General features: G+C 67.4%; 15 protein-coding genes. 1 reads left to right on the forward strand and 14 read right to left on the reverse strand.

Annotation, left to right across the window (positions count from 1 at the left end):
- Position 1: 1 nt before the first annotated feature.
- From CKO27_RS14820 to CKO27_RS14855, 8 genes are read right to left on the reverse strand one after another with little or no spacing between them, the layout of a single operon-like run.
- Positions 2–1,117, reverse strand: a complete 1,116-nt coding sequence (locus CKO27_RS14820) for an MlaD family protein (protein WP_200375681.1) — start codon at positions 1,115–1,117, stop codon at positions 2–4.
- The gene (locus tag CKO27_RS14825; protein WP_200375682.1) at positions 1,114–1,878 is read right to left on the reverse strand and encodes an ATP-binding cassette domain-containing protein; all 765 of its coding nucleotides are present in this window, start codon (positions 1,876–1,878) and stop codon (positions 1,114–1,116) included. The genes CKO27_RS14820 and CKO27_RS14825 overlap by 4 nt, the downstream gene beginning before the upstream one ends.
- Complete coding sequence (locus CKO27_RS14830) at positions 1,875–2,696, reverse strand: MlaE family ABC transporter permease (protein ID WP_200375683.1); 822 nt, start codon at positions 2,694–2,696, stop codon at positions 1,875–1,877. The genes CKO27_RS14825 and CKO27_RS14830 overlap by 4 nt, the downstream gene beginning before the upstream one ends.
- An 8-nt stretch (positions 2,697–2,704) precedes the next feature.
- On the reverse strand, positions 2,705–4,444 hold the full coding sequence (locus CKO27_RS14835; protein ID WP_200375684.1) for a RyR domain-containing protein: 1,740 nt from the start codon (positions 4,442–4,444) through the stop codon (positions 2,705–2,707).
- 13 nt (positions 4,445–4,457) lie between these two features.
- The gene (locus CKO27_RS14840) at positions 4,458–5,189 is read right to left on the reverse strand and encodes a hypothetical protein (protein ID WP_200375685.1); all 732 of its coding nucleotides are present in this window, start codon (positions 5,187–5,189) and stop codon (positions 4,458–4,460) included.
- A gap of 11 nt (positions 5,190–5,200) precedes the next feature.
- Positions 5,201–5,662: an OsmC family protein gene (locus CKO27_RS14845; RefSeq protein ID WP_200375686.1), complete on the reverse strand. Its 462-nt coding sequence runs from the start codon at positions 5,660–5,662 to the stop codon at positions 5,201–5,203.
- A 46-nt stretch (positions 5,663–5,708) separates the two neighbouring features.
- Positions 5,709–6,188 (reverse strand): gamma-glutamylcyclotransferase family protein, encoded by a 480-nt coding sequence (locus CKO27_RS14850; protein WP_200375687.1) that lies wholly within the window; start codon positions 6,186–6,188, stop codon positions 5,709–5,711.
- Between the two features lie 8 nt (positions 6,189–6,196).
- Complete coding sequence (locus CKO27_RS14855) at positions 6,197–6,784, reverse strand: DJ-1/PfpI family protein (RefSeq protein WP_200375688.1); 588 nt, start codon at positions 6,782–6,784, stop codon at positions 6,197–6,199.
- A gap of 126 nt (positions 6,785–6,910) precedes the next feature.
- Here CKO27_RS14855 and CKO27_RS14860 point away from each other — a divergent pair, with 126 nt between their 5' ends.
- Positions 6,911–7,963, forward strand: coding sequence for a quinone-dependent dihydroorotate dehydrogenase (locus CKO27_RS14860; RefSeq protein WP_200375689.1), 1,053 nt, complete (start codon positions 6,911–6,913; stop codon positions 7,961–7,963).
- Between the two features lie 62 nt (positions 7,964–8,025).
- Here CKO27_RS14860 and CKO27_RS14865 read toward each other — a convergent pair whose 3' ends face one another.
- The 6 genes from CKO27_RS14865 to CKO27_RS14890 all read right to left on the reverse strand — a co-directional run bounded on the left by CKO27_RS14865 (position 8,026) and on the right by CKO27_RS14890 (position 21,487).
- Positions 8,026–11,502: an EAL domain-containing protein gene (locus CKO27_RS14865; protein ID WP_200375690.1), complete on the reverse strand. Its 3,477-nt coding sequence runs from the start codon at positions 11,500–11,502 to the stop codon at positions 8,026–8,028.
- Positions 11,495–14,482: a chemotaxis protein CheB gene (locus CKO27_RS14870; protein ID WP_200375691.1), complete on the reverse strand. Its 2,988-nt coding sequence runs from the start codon at positions 14,480–14,482 to the stop codon at positions 11,495–11,497. The genes CKO27_RS14865 and CKO27_RS14870 overlap by 8 nt, the downstream gene beginning before the upstream one ends.
- Positions 14,483–14,678: 196 nt before the next feature.
- A complete protein-coding gene (locus CKO27_RS24990) occupies positions 14,679–17,423 on the reverse strand; it encodes a putative bifunctional diguanylate cyclase/phosphodiesterase (RefSeq protein WP_200375692.1) in 2,745 nt (914 codons plus the stop codon).
- A gap of 253 nt (positions 17,424–17,676) precedes the next feature.
- Positions 17,677–19,122 carry a glycosyltransferase gene (locus tag CKO27_RS14880; RefSeq protein WP_200375693.1) on the reverse strand — a complete coding sequence of 482 codons (1,446 nt, stop codon included), beginning with the start codon at positions 19,120–19,122 and terminating at the stop codon, positions 17,677–17,679.
- 391 nt (positions 19,123–19,513) lie between these two features.
- Positions 19,514–21,208: a gamma-glutamyltransferase gene (ggt, locus tag CKO27_RS14885; RefSeq protein ID WP_200375694.1), complete on the reverse strand. Its 1,695-nt coding sequence runs from the start codon at positions 21,206–21,208 to the stop codon at positions 19,514–19,516.
- A 27-nt stretch (positions 21,209–21,235) separates the two neighbouring features.
- On the reverse strand, positions 21,236–21,487 hold the full coding sequence (locus CKO27_RS14890) for a YfhL family 4Fe-4S dicluster ferredoxin (protein ID WP_200375695.1): 252 nt from the start codon (positions 21,485–21,487) through the stop codon (positions 21,236–21,238).
- Positions 21,488–21,511: the final 24 nt, after the last annotated feature.

Consider the following 21,511-nt stretch of genomic DNA (forward strand, 5'->3'; position numbering starts at 1 on the left):
CTCATTGGAACCAGGGCGTCCGCTCCTCGACGGCGCGCGGCTTGAGGATGGTCGTCGGGTTCTGGCGCAGTTCGCTCGACAGCGCCGAGAGATCGCGGGTCGCGTCCTCGATGTTGGTCAGGATCGGCGTCAGCGCGGCCGAGAGTTCCTGGAGCAGCAAGCGGGTATCGTCCATGGTCCGCTGGAGCGCGGGCCGGTTTTCCCGGACCAGGCCGCGGATGTCGACCGCCAACTCGCCATACTGGGTCACGGCCCGCTCGATGTCCTGGGTGCTACCACTCAGCTCGGCCGTCATGCGCGCCAGATTGTCCGACATCGTCTTGACCGATCCCAGGATGGCGGCGATCGCCTTCGGGTCGACCGACTCGTTCAGACGTTCGGAAAGCAGACGCAGATTCTCGAAGGTCCCGGCCAAGCGCTCGCGGTTCCCGGACTGCTCGCCACTGGTCCCGATCAGGGTCTCGATGGTCTTGATCTGATCGCGCAGACTCACCAGCGTCGGAGTGATGGTCTCCTTGATGAGCGACTTGAGCATCTCGGTGAGGCCGCCGAGCTGGGCCAAGGGATCCAGCTCGCGCTCGAGCGACTGGATCCGCTCGCCTGGGCCGAGCCGCTCGGAGGCCAGACCAGGGTGGATCTTGATCACCTCGCCCTGCAAGAGACCCGCGGACCCCAGTTGCGCCAGGCTGTCGCGCGGCACCGGCCAGGCCGACTTGAGACGCAGGCTGGCCCTAAAGCAGGGCCGGTCCGGGTGACGCGGCGGCGCACCGGCGGGCGGGCGCGGACAAGGCCCGGCGGCTGGATCCCGCCCCGGGAAGATGGGCGCGACCCGCTCGACCAAACCGATGACATAGCCGTCCTGAACGACCTGGATACCGGCATCGAGCCCCTTGGCGTCCAGGAAATAGGCGTCCAGGCGGTAGGCGCGTCCGAACAGACCGGGCGTCGAGAGGGTCAGCGCCGCCAGCGCCACCAGGGCCATGAGCAGCACGAAGAGACCGGCGAACAGCAGATCGCGGCGTTGCGCGCGTCCATGCCGCTTGCCAGGTCCGCCGATTTCAGGTGGCGAATAGAGACGATCAAGACGCCCCCAGGAGCGATCCTCATCGCGGCTCATGCCATCACCCCAAGGGCGGCGCGAAGATCCAGGCGCGCTTGAGTCTCGACCTTGAGGTCCTCGGGATCGCCGTCGAACAGGGCTCGCCCCCGGTCGAGAACGACCACCCGATGCCTGGCGCTCGCCAGGATCTCGGCCCGGTTGTCCGTGGCGACCAGGGTGAGTCCGCGATGCTCGCGCAGCCCGCCCAGCACATCCAGGATTTCACGGATGGCGGCTGGATCTAGACCATCGGAGAAACCATCCCAGACCAGCAGACGCGGCTGGTGAACCAGGGCGCGCGCCAGCTCGACCTGTCGCCGCTGTCCGAGCGAGAGGGCGCGTGGTCGATGGTTTTCCAGTCCGTCCAGCTTCAGCAAGGTCATCACCAATCGCGCGGCGCGCGCCATGTCGGCGCGACTCATGGGACGCTCCCGCAGCGGCAGGAGCAGGTTCTCCAGAACGCTGGCGCTCGCGAGCAGCGAGCCGCCCTGGAGCACGGCGCCCACCTGACGCCGCCAAGGCCCCAGGCCCGCTCCATCCAGTCGCCCGAGATCCTGGCCCAGCACCTGGATCCTCCCAGCCGAGGGGGCGTCCAACCCGAGCAGCAGACGCACCAGGAGACTCTTACCGGCCCCGTTGGGTCCGACGATCAGCAGCCAGTCGCCCTGGGCCAGATCCAGATGGATGTCGTTCAAGGCCATCCGCCCGTTGACATGCTGATAGACACGCTCGAGCCTGAGCGCCTCGGCGGTCGGCTGAGTCTCGGCCGGGCCGATCATTGGCCCCGGACCAGCAGAATGACCGCGAGATCGGCGAGCAGGATGCCCGCGACCGCGCCGATCATGGTGCCGGTCGCCGCCCGCGAGATCCCCTCGGGATCGCGCCCCGCCGCCATGCCGTTGACCGTCGCGATGAGTGCGATCAGCACCGCGAACAGCAGCGGCTTCGACAGCGCCTCCAGCAGATCGGTCGGGGCGAGGGCGTGTCCCAGCGCGTCCAGGAAGAGCGCGGGCGGCAGATTCGCCATCAGCCACAGCCAGAGGGCGGCCGCGACCAGGGTGGTCAGGGTTCCCCAGACCGTGAAGGCGAAGCTCATCAGCAGCATGGCGAGCAGCACCGGGCCGAGCGTGAAACGAACCGGGTCGATGCCGCTCACCAGCAGGCCGTCCAGTTCGCCGCTCACCGCCAGGGTCGCCTGCCGGACCGCCAGGGCCACGCCCGCGCGACCGGCGACCAGGATCCCGACCAGGATCGGCACCACCTCCATCACCGCCGTGGAGACCAGCGAGAGCAGGACCAGGCCGGGCAGATCGATCTGGTCCAGGATGCCCTGGGTCTGACGTCCGAGAATGAGACCCAGCGCCAGGCTCACCAGGGTGATGGCCGGCAGGATCGAGAGACCCGCCTGACGCAGGGCGGCCGCGAAGGCGGGCAGATCCAGCCGGGAAGCGCCGACCAGGATCCGTAGATAGAGCCCGAGGCAACGCAGCAGAACCAGCCAGCCGAAACCGATCCCCGCGATCCACCCGGACGGACCCTCGAAGGGTCCGCTCGGAAGGGTCCGACCCTGGATGGGCGGACGCGGATCTCGTTCCATGGGGCGACTCAATACTCGAAGCTCCACTCGGGCGGCTGTCCGGCGGAGGACAGCACCACCTGCTTGGCGGGCCGCCCCGCCGGGCGCGGTTCACCAAGCACCAGGGCGATCTCGGCGCGATCGGCGATCCAGCGCTCCAGTTCGGCCTCGCCGCCCAGACAGACGCGACGCTCGGCCCTGGCCCCGAGCGCCAGCAGATCGCTCCGCGCCGCGCGATCCGGCAGGGACTCCAGCAAGGCGTCGAGCCGGCCCGGCAGGAGCCAGAAGAGACCGGCGTCCGCCACATCCAGCGACAACCGCGCGAAGCGCCGCGCCTCCGGATGCCGCAGGCTGGTGGCCAGGATGAGCGCGCGATCCGGATAGCGGGAGACCAGACGCTCCAGGATCGAACGCATCCGGGACGCGGCGGCGGCCCCCTGGAACTGGTCTGGATCGGTCTCCGAGAGTCCGACGATCAGCCTCCGCACCAGGCCCAACCCCGAGCGCGCCAGCAGGCTCGGGACACCGCGCACGGCGAAGCGGTCGAGATCCTTCATGGGCTCGGACAGGTCCGCGTAGGGGATGAGCTGAGGATGATGCTTGAGCCGGTTGTCGCGCGTTGGGGCCTGGATCCAGCCGTCCAGATAGCGATCGGCGGCCCAGCGCTGGTGCTCGATCGCGGCCAGGCGCTCCACCTCCAGGGGCGTGAAGGCGAAGGACTCCACCATCTCCTCGGCGACCGCCCGACAATCCGTGACCGCCAGCTTCGCCCAGAGATGATCCGCCTGGTAGCGGTTGGCCTGGCGGTAGGATTCGTCCAGACGCGCCCAGGGCCGGCCGGCCGGCTCCAGTTCCGGATCGCGCCCCTGCGCGGCGATGGTGTCGCGATAGTGGTCGTGGATGCCGCGCGCGACCGCGTCGCCAACGCCATCGAGCAACACCTCGGGCCGGCAGGCCAGTCGCACATGGGAGACCGGGACGATCTGGCCGTCCCAGTCCCCGACCTCGCCCCTGGGCTCGCACAGCCCCGTCTCCAGCAGGATCGGCGGAGAGACCCCCTGCGTCCCGGCGATGGCCCGGCCGAGCGCGCGGGCGAGGTCGAGCCCATCGGCCCCCGGATCCGCCACGCAAACCAGCGCCAGCGTCACCGGCGGCAGACCGGCGAGAGGCGGCGATGTCCCAAGCGCGGCGAGACGCAGATCGGCGATCTGGCCGGCCTGGGGATAGTCGGTCGCGAGACGCGCGGCCAGCCGCTCGGGATCCTCGGCGAGGAGCGTGACCATGGGTCGCCGCTCCCCGTAGGCCATCAGCCGCAGCGCCTGGGTCAGGAAGGCGGCGGCGGGCGAGGCGGATCCAGCGATCAGCAGATGCGAGGGCTGCCCGAACAGCGGGTCCATGCCGGCGTGCAGCGGCCAGCGGGCGAGCAGAGCACGCGCGGCGCGGCGCTCGATGGCAAAGGTCTCGATCCGCACCCGGTCGGCGAGATCGAGGGGCGGCAGCGCGGGAGGCGCGTCGCCCTGGTGCATCAGGATCCAGCGCGCCGTGCCGCCCCAGAAACGCCGCCGTCCACGCGCGCGCTCGCACAGATCCTTGAGGAGAGCCGGCGCGTCGGGCGGGTCCGCGAGGATCAGGAGGCGCGCACGGCCGGGGTCGAGCGTCTCCGCCGTCATCAGCCGAACCGGACGCCCGCCGGCCCGCATCCCCGCCGCCACCTGCGCGGCCAGGGGCGAGGATCCGAGGACATGAATGGGTGGCGAACCGAATCCCATGCGGAGGTCTCCTTCAGCCCCCGAGGACGTCCTGGAGGATCGCCGGCAACTGCTCGGCCGCCTCCGCCAGCTCCAGCACCTGGATCAGGTCGCGCTGGGCCGCGTCGAGCGCCAACCCCGGAACCGCGTCGCCCGTTCGCCACCAGGCCGCCAGGAGATCCGAGACGCCGCCGGTCCCGGCCAGGACGATCGTGGGCCGACCGGCGTCCAGACCCGCGACGACATCGAGCCGGGTGATCTCGCCACCGGCGGCGACCAGGGTTAGGCTGGGCCGGTCCCCGGCCAGGGCCGCGGCGGCGGCGCTGATCCAGGGCGACTCATCGCCCCAATGCGCGCCGGGGACCAGCAGGAAATGCGAGTGATTGGGATCGAGCCTCGCGCCGGGCTCGCCGCCCGGAGACGGTTCCAGCATGACCCGACGCGCCTGGGCGGGGAGACTAGCCAGCGCGACCGTGCCGAGCGCCGCGACGCCGATCAGCGGAAAGCCCGCCCGCGCACGGCGGCGCGCCTCCCCCATCGCGGCCATGACCCCGAAGGCCGTGCCCCCATCGATCACCGCGCCTCCCAGCCGATCGAGATGGGGCGCCAGCCCCTCGAAGAGCCGCGTCAGGTCCACGCCGACGCCAGGAGCCATCTTGGACGCGCCGCCGACCAGCACCAGCACCAGAACGGGCCGGGGATCCGCCAGGCCAAGGTCGGCCAGCGCGGGCTTCAGGTCGATCGAGCGGATCCGATCTCCGTCCATGGCCCGCTCCCCTACTCGGAGGAATGGAGGACCAGACCCTGCTCGTCCTCCACCGTCACCCGCATCGGAATGCCCTGGCGGATGCTCGCGGAGACCACGCAGAAATCCTCGAAGAGTGTCTTGCAGCGGGCGAAACGGGCGGACTCCTTAACCTGGTCGTTCACGATCAGCCGGATCTCCATCCCGCCGATGCGCAAGCGCTTGCGCTCGTTGCGGATCATGATGCAGGTGGCCTCGGCCCTGAGACAATTCTCCGGCGGCTCCTCCTTGAAGACGCAGTAGAGCAGGCTCGCGCTCAGACAGTTGGCGGCGGCGGCGGCCAGCATCCGCGAGGCGTTCGGCCCCTGCTGTTCGCCAAGCGGCGGCGGCTCGTCCATCAGCAGATCGGGGACGCGCTTCCAGTCGAAGGCGACATTGATCAGGAAGCCTTCCTGCTGTCGCAGATGGATGGTGAAACGGCCTTCCTCGGACATGCGGACTCCTCGGCTTTGTCGGTTTTCAGTTGTCAGTTGTCAGTTGTCAGTTGTCAGTTGTCGGAAAATCTGGGTTTGTATCTATTTCTGGATCAGTGCGCCGATCCTGGCGTCGGGCCTGGGTCTTGGGGTCGCGGAGATGGCGGATGCCGGCGGCGCGGGGTGAGTCGGGATCGGCGGCGAAGGCGCTCCAGTCGCCGCCCTGGATGACCGCCCGGCCATCCAGACGACCCCGGTAGAGGTAGATCCAGGCCCGACCATGAGAGGTCGGGATGAGCCGCCGGTCATAGAGCCGCGGATAGTCCTCGAGCCGGTCGATCCGGCGCAGACAGGCGCTGTCCAGAGCGTAGACCTCGCCGACGATGGGCGTGGAGCCGCCAAGCGTCAGGCCCGGGTAGGCGCCGACCAGGAACAGGGTGAAACAGGGCCGGGTGCGATGCGCCCCGAGCCATTCCGCCCCGTCGAGCCGGAAGTGATTGACCTCGCCGCGCCGCAGGGTGCCGTAGACGAAGAGACGATGACGCATCCTCGCTATCAGGGCTCGATGCGCGTGCCCAGGATCTCCAGGAACTTGCGCATCCATTCCGGATGGGCCGGCCAGGCCGGGGCGGTGACGAGCTTGCCGTCAACATAGGCGTTGGAGACCGTCTCGTTGACCTCGCACCAGGTTCCACCGGCCCGCTCCAGCTCCGGACGCACGGCGGGATAGGCGGTGCATTGCCGGCCTTCCAGCACGCCGGCGGCGGCCAGGATCTGCTGACCGTGACAGACCGAGGCGATCGGCTTGTCGCCGGCCGCGAAGTGCCGGACGATCTCGATCACGCGCGCGTTCAGACGCAGATACTCCGGGGCGCGCCCGCCCGGAATCACCAGGGCGTCGTACTTGGCCGGGTCGACGGTGGCGAAATCGGCGTTGATGGCGAAGTTGTGTCCAGGCTTCTCGCTATAGGTCTGATCGCCGTCGAAATCATGGATGGCGGTGCGCACATGATCCCCCGGCATCTTTCCAGGACAGACCGCGTGGACGCTGTGTCCGACCATCTGTAGCATCTGAAAGGGCACCATCGCCTCATAGTCCTCGACATAGTCGCCGACCAGCATCAGTATCTTTTTCGCCGCCATGAGATGGTCCTCCAGGGGATCGCATCGATTGGAAAAATCAAACTATAGCATTAGGGACCGCCTCGATTAGCCATCGGAGCCATCCCGCCCAGCCTCCAACCCAGCCTCGACAGGAAACCCCGCCCCATGCGCGCACCCGATCCCTGGCCATTTCTCAGACCCCTGGCCTTCCGTCTCGATCCGGAACTGGCGCATCGGCTCACGCTCGGACTGCTGTCGCGCTGGTCGGCGGTCTTCGCGGGTCGGCTGGACCGGCACGACATCGCGCGCCATCCATCCCTGAGCGTCGAGGCCATGGGGCTGAGCTTCCCCAACCCCATCGGTCTCGCGGCCGGACTGGACAAGGACGCCGAGGCGGTCCCGGCCTGGCAATCCCTGGGCTTCGGCTTCGTCGAGATCGGCACCGTCACCGCCCGGCCCCAGCCCGGCAACCCGCGCCCCCGGCTGTTTCGACTGGTGCGCGACGAGGCGCTGATCAACCGCATGGGCTTCAACAATGCCGGCGCGGAAGCCGTGGCGCGGCGGCTGGAGCGGCTGCGGGCGCGCGGACTGCCCGAGGTTCCGCTCGGCGTCAATCTCGGCAAGTCCAAGGTCACGCCGGCCGAGCAGGCGGCCGATGACTATCGTCAAAGCTTCGAGCGGCTGGGCGAGCTGGCCGATTATGTGGTGGTGAATATTTCGAGCCCAAACACCCCAGGGCTGCGCGATCTGCAACGGGTGGACGAGGTCGCGCGCCTCCTGGAGGCGATCCAGGGGCCGAATCAGCGGCTGGCGCGCCCCCGGCCGATCCTGGTCAAGCTCGCCCCCGATTTAGCGGACGCCGACGCCATCGACTGCGCGCGCGCCACGCTGGAGGCGGGCGGCGCGGGGCTCATCCTCACCAATACCAGCATCCGTTTCGAGGGACTCATCAGCCCCACGGAAGGTTTGAGCGGCGGACTCTCCGGCCGCCCCCTGCTGGCGCGAAGCACCGAGTTGCTGGCCAGTGTCCGCGAGGCGATCGGACCCGAACCGGTCCTGATCGGCGTGGGGGGCATCATGGATCCCGAGGACGCGCTGGCCAAGCTGAAGGCCGGCGCGAATCTGGTCCAGATCTATACCGGTCTCATCTACCGGGGACCAGGTTTCCCGCGAGCACTGCTGCGCCGGCTGATGCTGGAAAAGACAGGGCCGCATTGACCCCAGAAAGAGCAAAAGACCGTGGTCAATGGCCGGTCGATCCCTGACAACTGACAACCGAATCATCGCTCCTCCAGCCAGGTCGCGACCAAATGCTCCGCGGCTAACGGGCGACTGTAGAGATACCCCTGTCCTTCCCCGCATCCCTCGCGAAACAGAAACTCGGATTGCTCGGGTGTCTCGACGCCCTCGGCGAGCACCGCCAGACCCAGACTGTCCGCCAGCGCGATGATGGCCCGCACGATCGCGTCGTCGTTGTGGTCATGGGTCAAGCGGTCGATGAAGGAGCGATCGATCTTGAGTCGGTTCAAAGGCAGGCGCTTGAGATAGGCCAGCGACGAGTAGCCGGTTCCGAAATCGTCGATGGCCAGGGTCACGCCCAGAGCACGCAGTGACCGCAGGATGCTGGTCGCCGCCTCGGCGCGACGCATGATCTTCGATTCCGTGACCTCCAGTTCCAGGCGCGCCGGGTCGAGCCCCGTGCGTTGCAGGATCTCCTGGATCTGGGAGACCAGGCGCGGTCGCTCGATCTCCCGGACCGAGAGATTCACGGCCAAACGCGGCACCCGGAATCCGGCGCGGTCCCAGTCGACGATCTGGCGGCAACCCCGATCCAGCACCCAAAGTCCAAGCTCGTCGATCAGCCCGATGTCCTCGGCCAGCGGGATGAACATCTCGGGCGGCAGCAGGCCCAACTGCGGATGATTCCAGCGACAGAGGGTTTCGACGCCCCGCAACTCGCCGCTGTCCAGCGCCAACTGCGGCTGATAATGCAGAACGAATTCGTCACGCTTGATGGCGAGGCGCAGATCGTGCTCCAGGTGCAGCCGCTCGACCGCGCCCTCCGACATGGATGGCTCGAAGAAGCTGAAACCGTTGCGACCGCCGTTCTTGGCCTGATACATGGCGATGTCGGCATGGCGCACCAGGGTCTCGATCTCGGCGCCGTCGTCCGGATAGAGACTGATCCCGATGCTGGCGGTGATGAACAATTCCCGGCCCTCGACCAGGAAGGGGCGGGCGAAATCCTCCATCACCCGGTCCGCGAAGGTCGCGGCGAAACGCGCGGCGGGGATGTCCTCCAGGATGATGACGAACTCGTCGCCACCGAGCCGGGCGATGGTATCCACCTCCCGCACCTGTCTGGACAAAACCTCGGCGACCTGCTTCAGGAGGCCGTCGCCGACGTGATGACCCAGGGTATCGTTGACTTCCTTGAAGCGGTCCAGATCGAGGAACAGCAGCCCGACCCGCCGCCGATAGCGCTTGGCGCGCTGAATGCACTGCTCCAGACGTGTCTGGAACAGACTGCGATTGGGCAGGCCGGTGAGCGGGTCATGGTGGGCGAGGTATTCGAGCTGTTCCTCGGAGTGCTTGATCTGGCTGATATCGCTGAAGACGGCTACGTAATGGGTCAGCTCGCCGGCGCCATCGAGCACGGCGCTGATCGTCAGCAGCTCCGGATAGATCCGCCCCTGCTTGTGACGATTCCATATCTCGCCGCGCCACTGACCGGTCCGCGTCAGATCCTCCCACATGGCCCGATAGAAGGATTCGCCATGACGCCCCGAACGCAGCAGGCGCGGCGAGCGACCCAGGGCCTCCGACTCGTCGTAGCCGGTGATCTCGGTGAAGGCGCGATTGACGGCCAGGATCCGCCCCTCCGGATCCGTGATCAGGACGCCCTCGGCGGTACTCTCGAAGACCCGCGCCGCCTGACGAAGCGATTTCTCGGCCTCCACGCGGATGGTGATGTCCTGGGCCGCGCCGAGCAGCTTGATCGCGCCGTCCTCTTGCCGAAACGGCTCGCAGGTGATCTGAACCGCGCGTTGACGATCTCCGCCCGGAGCCAGGCGGGCCTCCATGTCGAAGGGTTCGCCGAGCGACAGGGCGCGCTCGAGCGCCGCGCGCAACCCGCTCTGGTCCCTGGGATGAAAGAGCGTGAGAACGTCCTCCAGCCCTGGTGTCTCGCCCAGTTCGACGCCGATGAAATCGAGCGTACCGGAGGTCCAGCGCAGTGATTTGGTGGCCGAGTCGTATTCCCAGCCACCGACCTTGGCCATGCGGCCGGTGGCCAAAAGCAGACCCTCGCTCCGCTTCAGCTCATCCTCGAAGCGCTTGCGCTCGGTGATGTCGCGATTCACGCCGCGGCGGCCAAGGAAACGCCCATCCTCGCGGATCACCGGATTGCAGATGTGCTCGATCCAGTGCTCCGCGCCGTCGCGCGACTGGATGCGGAACTCCAGGCACTCCAGATCCGCGGACGGCTCCATCTCCAAGGCCCGCGCATGGTCGTTCCACCGTTCCTGGTCCGCCGGCGGGATCAGACGCCGCAAGAGATCCGGATCGGCCATGAAGTCCTCGGGCGGATAACCCGAGATTCTCGCGCAGGCCGGCGAGATATAGATGTAACGTCCGTCGGGACCGAGCCAGAACTCCCAGTCCGAGCTGAAATCGGCGAGTACCCGGTAGCGCTCGCGACTGTCCCGGAGCCCTTCCTCGTCGCGCATCCGAGCGAGATAGACCGAGACATGCGTGGCCACCGAATCGAGCAGTTGGCCTTCCTCGACCAGGAAGGGATCGCCGCCCTCCCCCGGAGGGAGTTCGCGATAGAGCACCGTGACATCCCCGACCGAACCGCCGGCCAGGGGAATGGGGACCGTGCGCATCCAGGCGCTCTCGGTGAATCCAGGCGTGGCCGCGGAGACCTCCGGCAGACGGATGCGGGCCTCGACCAGGCCAGGGTGCCGCCATCCGGAGGGCAGACACTCGACCACCCGTTGCAACACCTCCCGAAGCGGGGCCTGGCTCTCGCCGGTCAGGGTCAGCACCTGGTGCAGGGTGGCCAGTTCCTTGAGGCGATCGCGCAGACTGGTTTCGCTGAGGCGCAGACGCTCGCTGGTCTCGAACAGGGACTGGCGCTGCCGCACCGCCTCCGTCCGGTCGACGATGGCGCAGACATACTGGTGAAGCTCCGGGTCGAGACCCGGAATCGGGGCGATGTGCAGATCGCCGATGAAACCGCCCTCGCGAGAGACCCGGAACCGGACCTCCGGGATGACGAGCGATTGATCGCCGAACAAATCGCTCCAGGCACCGACGACACTTGAGCGATCGGCCTCGTCGATCAGGCGGATGAAGAAGTGCTGGTTGAAATGGGCGGTCCTGAGATTGAACAGCCGTTGCGCCTCCAGGTTGGCTTCCCTGACCAAACCCTTGCGGTCGATCACCAGCTCGGCGACGGGCAGGGTATTGAAGAACGAGGTAAAGCGGGCCAGCGCCTCCTGAACCTGCTGCTGCCCGCGCACCAGCTCCTCGTTCTGGATCTCCAGCTCGGCCTGATAGACGCGCAGGTTTTCGACCATGGCGTCGAGCCCAAGGTCGCCGCGGCGCAGCAGCTCGTCCGCCAGATTGAAGCGATGCTGACGCAGGGCGACGAGCGCGCGCTCGCGCAGTTCCTCCGGCGAGAGCCCGAGGAGGTCGATGACCGGCTCCTCGGCGTCCTCCTCGCCCTGACTGGAAACCAGCCCCTCACTCATGGGATCGATTGGCCCAGTGCGTGATGTTGATATGGCTGACCACGACCCCCTCGGTCGCGTGCTTGATCGGCGCGACATGCATCAGGTACCAGCGCTGCTCGTCGGACGAATGGCAGGGGTACTCCATGCGGAAGGAAGGCGCCGTGCCCGCCATCACCTCGCGAATCCCATTGAGCGCCTCGGCGGCCTCGGGCTCGCCCCCCAGCCGGTCCGCCCCGCACGCCGCGAGATAGTTGGATCCGACCCCGGTCTCTTTAAGTTCGGGATCGCCGTTCTCGCGCGCGAATTCGCGCCAGGCACGATTGACCATGGTGATGATCCCCTTGGTGTCGAGCACCGCGACATGCTCCAGCAGGGAGTCCAATACCGCCTGAAGGTGCTCGATATCGCGCAGGGTCGTGATGTCCACCAGGGTCGCGACCGCCCCGCGCGGCTCGCTGGCGCGCACCGAATAGGGCAGGATCCGAATCAGATAATGCCGGCCGTTGGCGGCGTTGATCTCGTGCTCCAGCATGTCGCCGCTGGCGATCGTCTGGCGCAGATCCGTCATGAACTCGGGATACTGGAGGAGATTGGTGAAGTCGTCGATGCGCCGCCCCAGATCGCCGTCGCGGATCTTGAAGAGCGTCGTGGCCTCGGGCGTGAACCGGGTGATGCGCAATTGGGCGTCGACGAAGACGGTCGCGATCGAGGCCGCCTTGGCCATGCTGTCGAGGTCCGCGTTGAGCCGGTTGAGGATCTCGATCTTCTCCTGATTCTCGGCGTTGACCGTGTAGAGTTCCTCGTTGACCGATTGCAGCTCCTCGTTGGAGCTTTGCAGCTCCTCGTTGGAGGCCATCAACTCCTCGTTGGTGGCCTGCAGTTCCTCGTTGGCGGTCTCCAGTTCCTCGATGGTGGCTTGCAGGCTCTCGCGGGTCGCGGCCAGCTCGCGCTCCAGGTTCTCCATCCGTTGGCTGGTCTCGCGGTCGAGACTGATGGTCTCGATCGAGGCCGGCGCGCCGTCGACGGTCATCCTCAGACTGGTCGATTCGGGCGGCCGCACGTCATCGGGTCCGGGCAAGGCGACCGGCTCGAACGACAGCAGCAGATGCAGCTCGCCCTGAGGCGGCTCGACCGGTCGCGCGACCAAGCGCAGACGCAGGGTTCCATCATCGTTCGCGGCGAGACCGATCACGTCCGAGCGCAGCGGTGTACGGTCGCGCGCGGCCTTATAGAGCAGCGCCTTGGCGATCGCCACCAGGGCGCTTGGCAGGAGCTTGGACAGATCGAGACTGACGCTTCCCTCGCCGATGCGCAGATAGGGGCCGACATCGCCGAACACATGCAGCAGGTCATGATGCTGATTCAGCAGCAGGCTGGTCGGCGCGTAGCCATGCAGCAGCAACCCCTGTGCCGTGTCGATGGCGGCGGCATCGGTCGAAATGCCCTGGGCGCGCATCCCCACGCGCGTCTGCACGGGCGCGAGCGGATGGCGCGAGGAGCGTGGCACCTTCGCCGCGTCCAGTGGCAGGGAGACGTGACGCAGGATGCGGTAGATCTTGTGCTTGGAGCTGACGGCCGTGAAATCGGTGTGCAGATTGGCGATGGTTTCGCTCGGCCCAAGGAACAGGAAGCCACCCGGCGCCAGGGCGTATTGCAGCCGGCGCAGGGCGCGCTCCTGGGCCTCGGGCTTGAAATAGATGAGCAGATTGCGGCAGGAGACCAGATCCATCCGGGTGAAGGGCGGATCGTCGAGCAGATTGTGGCGGGCGAAGACGATGCTCTGGCGGATCTCGGTCTTGACCAGGAAATGATTGCCGCGCTTGACGAAGAACTGCTCCAACCGCTCCGGGGAGATCTCGGCCGTGATCGCCTCGGTGAAGACGCCCGCGCCCGCCACCTCGACGTTCTGCGGCTCCACGTCGGTCGCGAACAGCTTGAAGTTCGGCCAGCGCCGCGCCTCCTCGAACGCCTCCGCGAAGAGGATGGCCATGGTATAGGCCTCCTCGCCGGTGGCCACGCCCGGCACCCAGACGCGGATCGGCTGATTGCCGCTGTGGTCGGCGACGATGGTGCGGATGGCGGTCTCCGCCAGCACGTCGAAGGCGTCCGGGTCGCGGAAGAAGCTGGTCACCGGGATCAGCAGCTCGCGCCTCAGGGTCGCCAGCTCGGCCCGGTCGGCGCTGAGCAGGCGCACGTAGTTGAGCAGATCGGGGGTCTGGCGCACCGTCATGCGCCGCTCCATCCGGCGCATGACGGTCGCGGGCTTGTACTCGCGAAAATCGATGCCGCCGGAATGCTGCAACAGGTGCATGACCTCCTCGTGCGCGCTGTCGCGATCGATCTCGATGGACATGGACGGCGTGCGCGTCTTGGGCTGCGGGCGCTGGTGGATATGGTCGACCAGACGCGGCCCGATCTCCTGTGGGCCGAGGATGGCGTCCACCAGACCGGTCGCGATGGCGCTGCGCGGCATGCCGTCGAACTTGGCGGTCTCGGGATCCTGGACCACCAGGAAACCGCCGGCGTCATTGATGGCCACCGAGCCCCGGGTCCCGTCGGAGCCGGTCCCGGAGAGGATGACGCCGATCGTGTGGTTGCCGAACTCCTTGGCAAGGGAGCAGAAAAAGAGATCGATCGGGAGCGTCAGAGCGCGTGGATTCTTCGGGCTCAGACGCAGCGAATCGCCGGTCGCCGTCATCAGGGCGGCGGGCGGAATCAGGTGGACGCGGTTGGCCTCGATCCGCATGTCGTGCTCGACGGTCACCACCGGCATGGAGGTATGGCGCGCCAGCAGATTGCCCATCATGCTCTTGTGATCGGGCGAGAGATGCTGAACCACCACATAGGCCGCACCGGTATCGGCCGGGACTCCCTGGAAAAACCGCTCAAGGGCGTCGAGACCGCCCGCCGAGGCGCCGATGGCGACCACATAGCCCTCGAATCGCCCGGGCGTCGCTGCCCTGTCGGCCTCATCCGTGACTTTTGGGTCGTTGGACATGCTGGATAGGCTCCTGTCTGAGTTTCGCGTCGAATATGTCTATATGGTTATTGGAACCGTAAAGCCCCAGGGACGCAAAGGCAATCGTGACCGAAGGAGGTCCGCGAGAAACCGACCAGGAACCTGAATCCGCTCATTGGAACCGCGAAGACCCGAAAGACATGAAGGGATGGAGGTCTCGCCGATACCTCCGGTTTCAGGCCGCGCCGAGCGCGTCGACGGGTCCGGGACGGCCGATGAGATAGCCCTGGAAGGCATCGCAGGCGTGCCGCGCGAGCAAGGCGCGCTGCTCTTCGGTCTCGATGCCCTCGGCGAGGATTTCGAGACCCAGACCCCGTGCCAGATCCATGAAGGACCGGGTGACGACCTCGCCATTGGGATGCTCAAGGATGTGCCGAACGAAGACGGGGGCGATCTTGATCTGATCGAATGGAAGCTGCCGAAGGAGGGTCAGCGAACAGGAGGAGGTGCCGAAGTTGTCCAGGGCGAAGCCGACGCCATGGGCCTTGAGCGCCACCATTCTGGCGGCCGTTTCAGCCAGATCGCCCTGCGCCAGGGACTCGGTGATCTCCAGCATGAGCCGGCCCGGAGCCACGCGATGGCGCGCCAGCATCTCCTGAACATCCGACAGGAATTCAGGATGGCGGAATTGCGCCGGGCTGATATTGATCGCCAGCCTCGGCGGCGTCCAATCCGGCCGCTCGGCCCAGTACGCCAGTCGCGCGCCGGCGCCGTCCAGGATCCAGAGACTCAGCGCGCGCCGCTGGCCGGTCGCCTCGGCGAGTCGCAGGATCTCGCCGGGAGAGACCCAGCCATGGCTCGGGTGCCTCCAGCGCACCAGGGCCTCGGCCCCCACCAACCGGCCCCGGTCGTCGACCTGGGGCTGATAGTGAAGCATCAATTGACCCGTCTCCAACTCCCGGCGGAAATCCTCCTCTAGGCCGGCGCGCGCCGCGAGCACGGACGGCCTGTCCGGGTCGAAGAAACAGAGGCGGTTGCGACCCGCCGCCTTGGCCTGGTACATGGCCAGATCGGCGTGACGCAACAGCGCGTCGATGGAATCGTCCGGTTCGCCGAAGAGGATGACGCCGATGCTTGGCGTATTTCCGTGGGTCAGGTCGCCGAGCGCGTAGGGACGGTTGAGGCTGGCCTGGATTTTCTCGCCCACGGTCCGCGCCGCCTGGGCCGCCTCCTCGCGCGACGCGCCGAGCCCCTGGAGCATGACCACGAACTCGTCGCCACCCAGACGAGCGACCGTATCGCCCTCCCGCACCCCGTCGCTCAGGCGCCGCGCCACCTGCTGGAGCAACTGATCGCCGACGGCGTGACCATGGGTGTCGTTGAGGGTCTTGAAATTGTCCAGGTCGACGAACAGCAGGGCGCCCCGCTGGTGATGGCGGATACTGTTGGCGAGAGTCTGGTTCAGACGGTCCATCAGCAGGCGCCGATTCGGCAACTGGGTGAGTGGATCGTAAAAGGCGAGGTGGCGGATCTCGTTCTCGTCGGCCTTGCGTTGGGTGATATCCGTGTGAGTGCCGACGAAGTTGGTGATCCGGCCCCCGGCATCCTTGACCGCCGTGATGGTGAGCCATTCCGGATAGATCTCGCCACTCTTGCGACGATTCCAGACCTCGCCCCGCCACCCGCCGTCGCGTGCGACGCTATCCCACATGATCGCGTAGAAGGCGCGATCGTGACGGCCCGACTGAAGGAAGCGCGGCGTCCGGCCCACCACCTCCTCCGCCCCATAGCCGGTCGTCACGCAGAAGGCGTGATTCACGCGCAGGATGACATTGTTGGCGTCCGTGACCAGCATGCCCTCCTGGGACTCGAACACGATGGCGGCAATGCGCAATTCGCGCTCCGCGGCCTGGCGCTCGGTGATGTCGCGCAGGGTCACGATCACCCGGCTCGGCGAACCATCACCCGCCCGTTCGATCTCACCCATATTTCGGACCCAACGGATACGCCCCTCGCGCTGAACGCGATGCTCGATCTCGTAGGCCCGCCCCTCAAGCGCGCCCTGCCAGGCCCGATCGACCAGTTCGCGATCGGCTGGATCCACCTGTTCGCGGAACCGCCCGACACTGAATGGCTCGCCAGGGGGCAATCCGATGAGACGGTAGCCCTGCGCCGACGCCCTGGACGCGCCCGAGCCGAGGTCATGGATCCAGCTTCCAATCCCAGCGACCGCCTCGGCGTGACGCAGGTCGGACTCGCGCGCCAGGATCTCCCCGGTTCGCTCCGCGACCAGCGACTCGAGCGCCTTCGCGTGGCTCCGCGCCTCGATCAACAGCTTCGCGAGGGTCGCGACCAGAAGACTGAAGGCGAGTCCCAGCGCGACCTTGAGGCCCAGCCCCAGCGGGTCGTCCCAACCTCGGACCGGGGATACGTCCAGGAACCAAAGGGCATTGGGAACCATCAGCGGCCGGACGACCGGCTCGATCGGCGCCTCGGAGGAGGTCGCGATGACGTCTATTCCCTGGGTGGTGGGATTCAGGCGCCAGAGGCGATAAGCGTAACCCTGCTCGGTCAACCGGGAGAGACCTCCGGGGTCGGGCGACCGCGGAAAGCGCGCCACACCGGAGGGCGCGAGATGCCGGGCGACCAGCCCCGGATGGAAAGGCAACAGTTCTCGGGGGAAGACCGCGAAGCTCTCGGGATGGCCCCGCGCCTGCCGAACGAAGGCGGCGGCGGTATCAGCGGCGAACCTGTCACGCTCAAGATGGCGTTGCAGCCGGTCCGCGTGGACAACCGCCAAATGCTCAACACCCACCCAGAGCGCCTGGAAACGCTGGCGTTCGGACAAGCCAACGACGACAGCCGCCAGGAGTCCAGTCAGGAGGAACACCAGCCCGGCGAGGATCAAGGGCGGCGCCCGTCTCCGGACACTCAGCCAACGGATGTAATGGGACCGACCCGCGAGGACGGGACCAGTCATGCGTGATGATCCCTTCGACGCGACGCGCGACGAGCCCCGGCGAACGAACAGGGGTCTGGACAAGGCCGCACTTACTCACCCACCCGTCGCCCAAGGCGGCGACCGTCGATCCGACTGAAGAATGGCTCCCCGCCTATCGATCGCGCGCCGCGAGTCCAGCGGCACGCTCAAGCGCCGATCCGCTAACGCAAGGCGAATCCATTCACTCCGTCAGCGGAGACGGCCCAGCCAGGGCCGAGCGACGCTTCCCGACTCAAGGCCGAGTGATCGTCGGCCTCGCCAGCGCCACGCCGTCGAGCATCTGCATCGCCCCGACGCCGACCAGGCCACCGATCAACATGGCCAGATAAAGCACGGCGAAGGGCTGCTCGATCAGGACGAATCCCAGCAGGCCGAGACCGGCGCCCAGCTCCAGGATCCCGCTACGCCATTGCAGGACGCGCGCGGGCTTGCGGTCGCGCCCCTTGGGCGTGCGCACGAACTCGGTCCGGTGACCCAGAACGGCCTCCAGCCCGCCGCGCGCGTTCGAAAGCAAGAGCCCACTGGTCAGCGCCAAGGCCCCCAGCACCTCGGTGGCCGTCCGGCGCGGACCCGTGCTCCTGTCCGCGAGCGTGAGAAAAGCGATGGGGGCGGCAAAGCCCAGAACCGAGGTCACGACCGCCAACAGTCCCAGGGCCTCTCCGGCGCTCGCGGCACCGGCCATGAAGGGCAGCCCCAGGATGAGACAGGCCACGCCCACCAGGAAGGCCAGGGGTTGACCGATCTGGAAGCTGATCATCAACTTCCGCCAGAAGGCCAGGCTGGGGCTGCGCCAGATCATGGGGATGAGCTTGATGAAACACTGCACGAAACCCTTGGTCCAGCGGAACTGCTGGACCCGCCAGGCACGGGCCGAGACCGGAAGCGTCCCCGGAACGACGAGATCCAGCATGTAGCCCGAATGCCAGCCACGCAGACTGGCGCGCAGACTCAGATCCAGATCCTCCGTCAGGGTGTCGCCATCCCAGCCGCCGGCGTCGTCGATCGCGGCGCGGCGCCAGAGCCCGCAGGTGCCGTTGAAGGGCACCGGCAGCCCGAGCCGCCAGCGCGCCTCCTGCTCGACCCGGAAGTGCGAATCGAGCAGACGGGCCTGAATCCGGGTCAGGAGGCTCTCCTCGCGATTGAGATGTCCCCAGCGCGTCTGGACATAGGCGAACTCGGGATTGGCGATCAAGGCGCCGACCGTCTGGCGCAGAAAGTTGGCCGGCGGGATGAAATCGGCATCGAAGATGGCGACGAAGGGCGCCTCGGAGCGTTCCAGTCCAGCCGCCAGGGCGCCGGCCTTGAAGGCCGTGCGCTGGACCCGGTGCAGGAGGTCGATCCGAACGCCCTGCTGGCGAAGCGCCGCCACGGCACGCTGGCTGATGACCAGCGAGCCGTCGATGCTATCGTCCAGAACCTGGATCTGGAGCCGGTCGCGCGGCCAGTCGATCGCCATGACGGCGGCCAGAAGGCGATCAACCAACTCGCCTTCGTTGAACAATGGAAGCTGCACCAGGACCGTCGGCAGCTCGGCCTCCATCGGGGCGGCCACCGCGAAGCGCCGGCTGGGCGCGAGCAGGCGCGCCAGGGTCAGCGTCAGTAGATTGAGAGAGAAAAACGCCAGTATGACGAGGCCGAGTGCCAGGTAGTACTCGACCGAGGTTTCTGCCGCGAGCATGGCTTGAATTCCGCAGATTGAATTGAGTTTCGGAGAGATTGCGTCCAGAACGAGCCGCTAGAGTGCTTCGCCTCGGGTCTTGGGGTGATGACGACCACCCCGCCCTCGACCGCGCGCCTGGACGGTGCGTCGCGGGCCTGACCCCAATCGCGTACGCGGGTGGCCACCGTCCCAAAGGATGGTGGCTGGAAGCTGGCGGCTCTTTCTAATTGAACGGCTGAGTGAACGGGGCCGGGGTCGCCCAGGGGCGAAGGAAGAAAGGCCGCTCAGTCAGGGATTCAAGAGGATAGGTCGGCCATGATCGGACGGCAAGCCCGGCCGAAAAAGATATTGGGCGAAACCCCAGGCCCAGGTCACCCGGCGACGACCGGACCGCCGCGCCGGGAAGACCCTATCGGACCAGGGCGCGGCCGGCGCCGCGCGGATCGCTCGCGGCCTCGACCCGGCCGCCGACGCGGTCCCAATGGATCGCCTGCATGTTGCCGAAACCGCGCTCGACCGGTTCGAGTCGATGGCCCCTGGATCGCATGGCGGCTTGCCCGGCGGCGTCCAGCGCGCCCGGTTCGTACTCGACCCGATCCGGCAGGTATTGATGATGGATTCGGGGACGCGCGACCCAGTCGTCCACGGGCGCGCCCTCGACGGCGGCCAGGATACCCTGGAGCACCATGCCGATGATCCGGCTTCCGCCCGGCGTCCCCAGGATGGCGACGCCCCGCTCGGACTCCAGGAATGTCGGCGACATGCTGGAGAGCATCCGCTTGCCCGGCGCGATGGCGTTGGCCTCCCCGCCGACCAGGCCGTAGACATTGGCGACGCCTGGTTGGGCGGAGAAGTCGTCCATCTCGTCGTTCAGCAGAACCCCGGTTCCAGGCGGCACGAAGCCCGACCCGAAGGGATAATTGATGCTGAGCGTGGCGGCCACGCGATTGCCGTCCCGGTCGAGGATCGAGAAATGCGTGGTGTCGCGGCCCTCCTCGAAGGTCTCGGGCTCGCACCCATCCCCCACCCGGCTGGGTGTCGCGCGCGCCGGGTCGTAGTCGCGGATCAGGCCCGCGGCATAGTCGGGATCCGTCAGACGCGCGATCGGCATCGCCACCTGGTCGGGATCGCCGAGATAGGCGGCGCGGTCGCGATAGGCGCGGCGCATGACCTCGACCAGGGCGTGGGCGCGTGGCTCGCCCTTGAGTTGATCCGGCGGAAGAACGGCCAGCATGTTGAGCATCTGAGCCAGGAGCACGCCGCCCGAGGAGGGCGGCGCGGCACTGACCAGCCGCCAGCCCTGGTATTCGGCGACGATGGGCGCGCGTTCGACGACGCGGTATCGGGCGAGATCCTCCAGGCTCCAGATCCCTCCGGCCGCGCGCACCCCGGACACCAGCCGCTCGGCCAGCGGACCGGCGTAAAAGCCGTCGCAACCCTGGGTCGCCAGGGCCGTCAGGGTCGCCGCGAGATCCGTCTGACGCAGCAGATATCCCAGCGGCGGCACCTCGCCGCCGGGCAGGAACTGGGCCGAGGCCGCCGGCGAGGCACGCAGCGCCGCCAGCCGCCAGGTGGCCATGCGGCGATAGGACTCGTCGACCGGAAAGCCATCGCGGGCCAACCCAATGGCCGGCTCCAGGGACTTGGCGAGCGGCAGGCGGCCATAGTGCTCGGCGAGATGACAGAACGCGGCGGGCAGGCCGGGAATCGCCGCCGCGAGCGGACCATCGAGCGCCAGTTCGGGGACGAACTGGCCGCGCGCGTCCAGATAGAGATCCGGGTGGGCCGCCAGCGGCGCGCGCTCGCGACCGTCCAGCATCACCTCATGGCCATCGGCGGCGCGATGCAGGAGCCAGAAACCGCCGCCGCCGAGCCCGGAGTTGTAGGGTTCGACCACCGCCAGGACGGCGCTGATGGTCACGGCGGCATCGAAGGCGTTACCCCCATCGGCCAGGATCGAGAAACCGGCTTCGGTGGCCAGCGGGTGCGCGGTCGCGATCGCGGCCTTGGGGGGCGTGACGGGGCCGGCCCGGCTCGCGATCGCCAGAACCAGCAGTAAGAGGGTAAGGAGCCCCAGACCGGGGCTCCCTGGATGGCGACGCATCGGACCGAGGTCGCGACCCGAGCGGGATCAGCCCTCGCCCGTGATGCGCTCGTATTTGGCGCGCAGTTCGTCCTCGTTCTCCTCGTGACCCGGATCCTTGATGATGCAATCGACCGGGCAGACCTCGACGCACTGCGAGGTCTCGTAGTGCCCGACGCACTCGGTGCAGAGGTTGGGGTCGATCACATAGGTCTCGTCGCCCTGCGAGATCGCGCCGTTGGGGCACTCGGGCTCGCAGACATCACAGTTGATGCATTCATCGGTAATCATTAACGACATTGGAATTCTCCTTCCGTTCTTTCA

Origin of the sequence: Thiocystis violacea (assembly GCF_016583575.1) — a bacterium.
GTDB lineage: Bacteria > Pseudomonadota > Gammaproteobacteria > Chromatiales > Chromatiaceae > Thiocystis > Thiocystis violacea.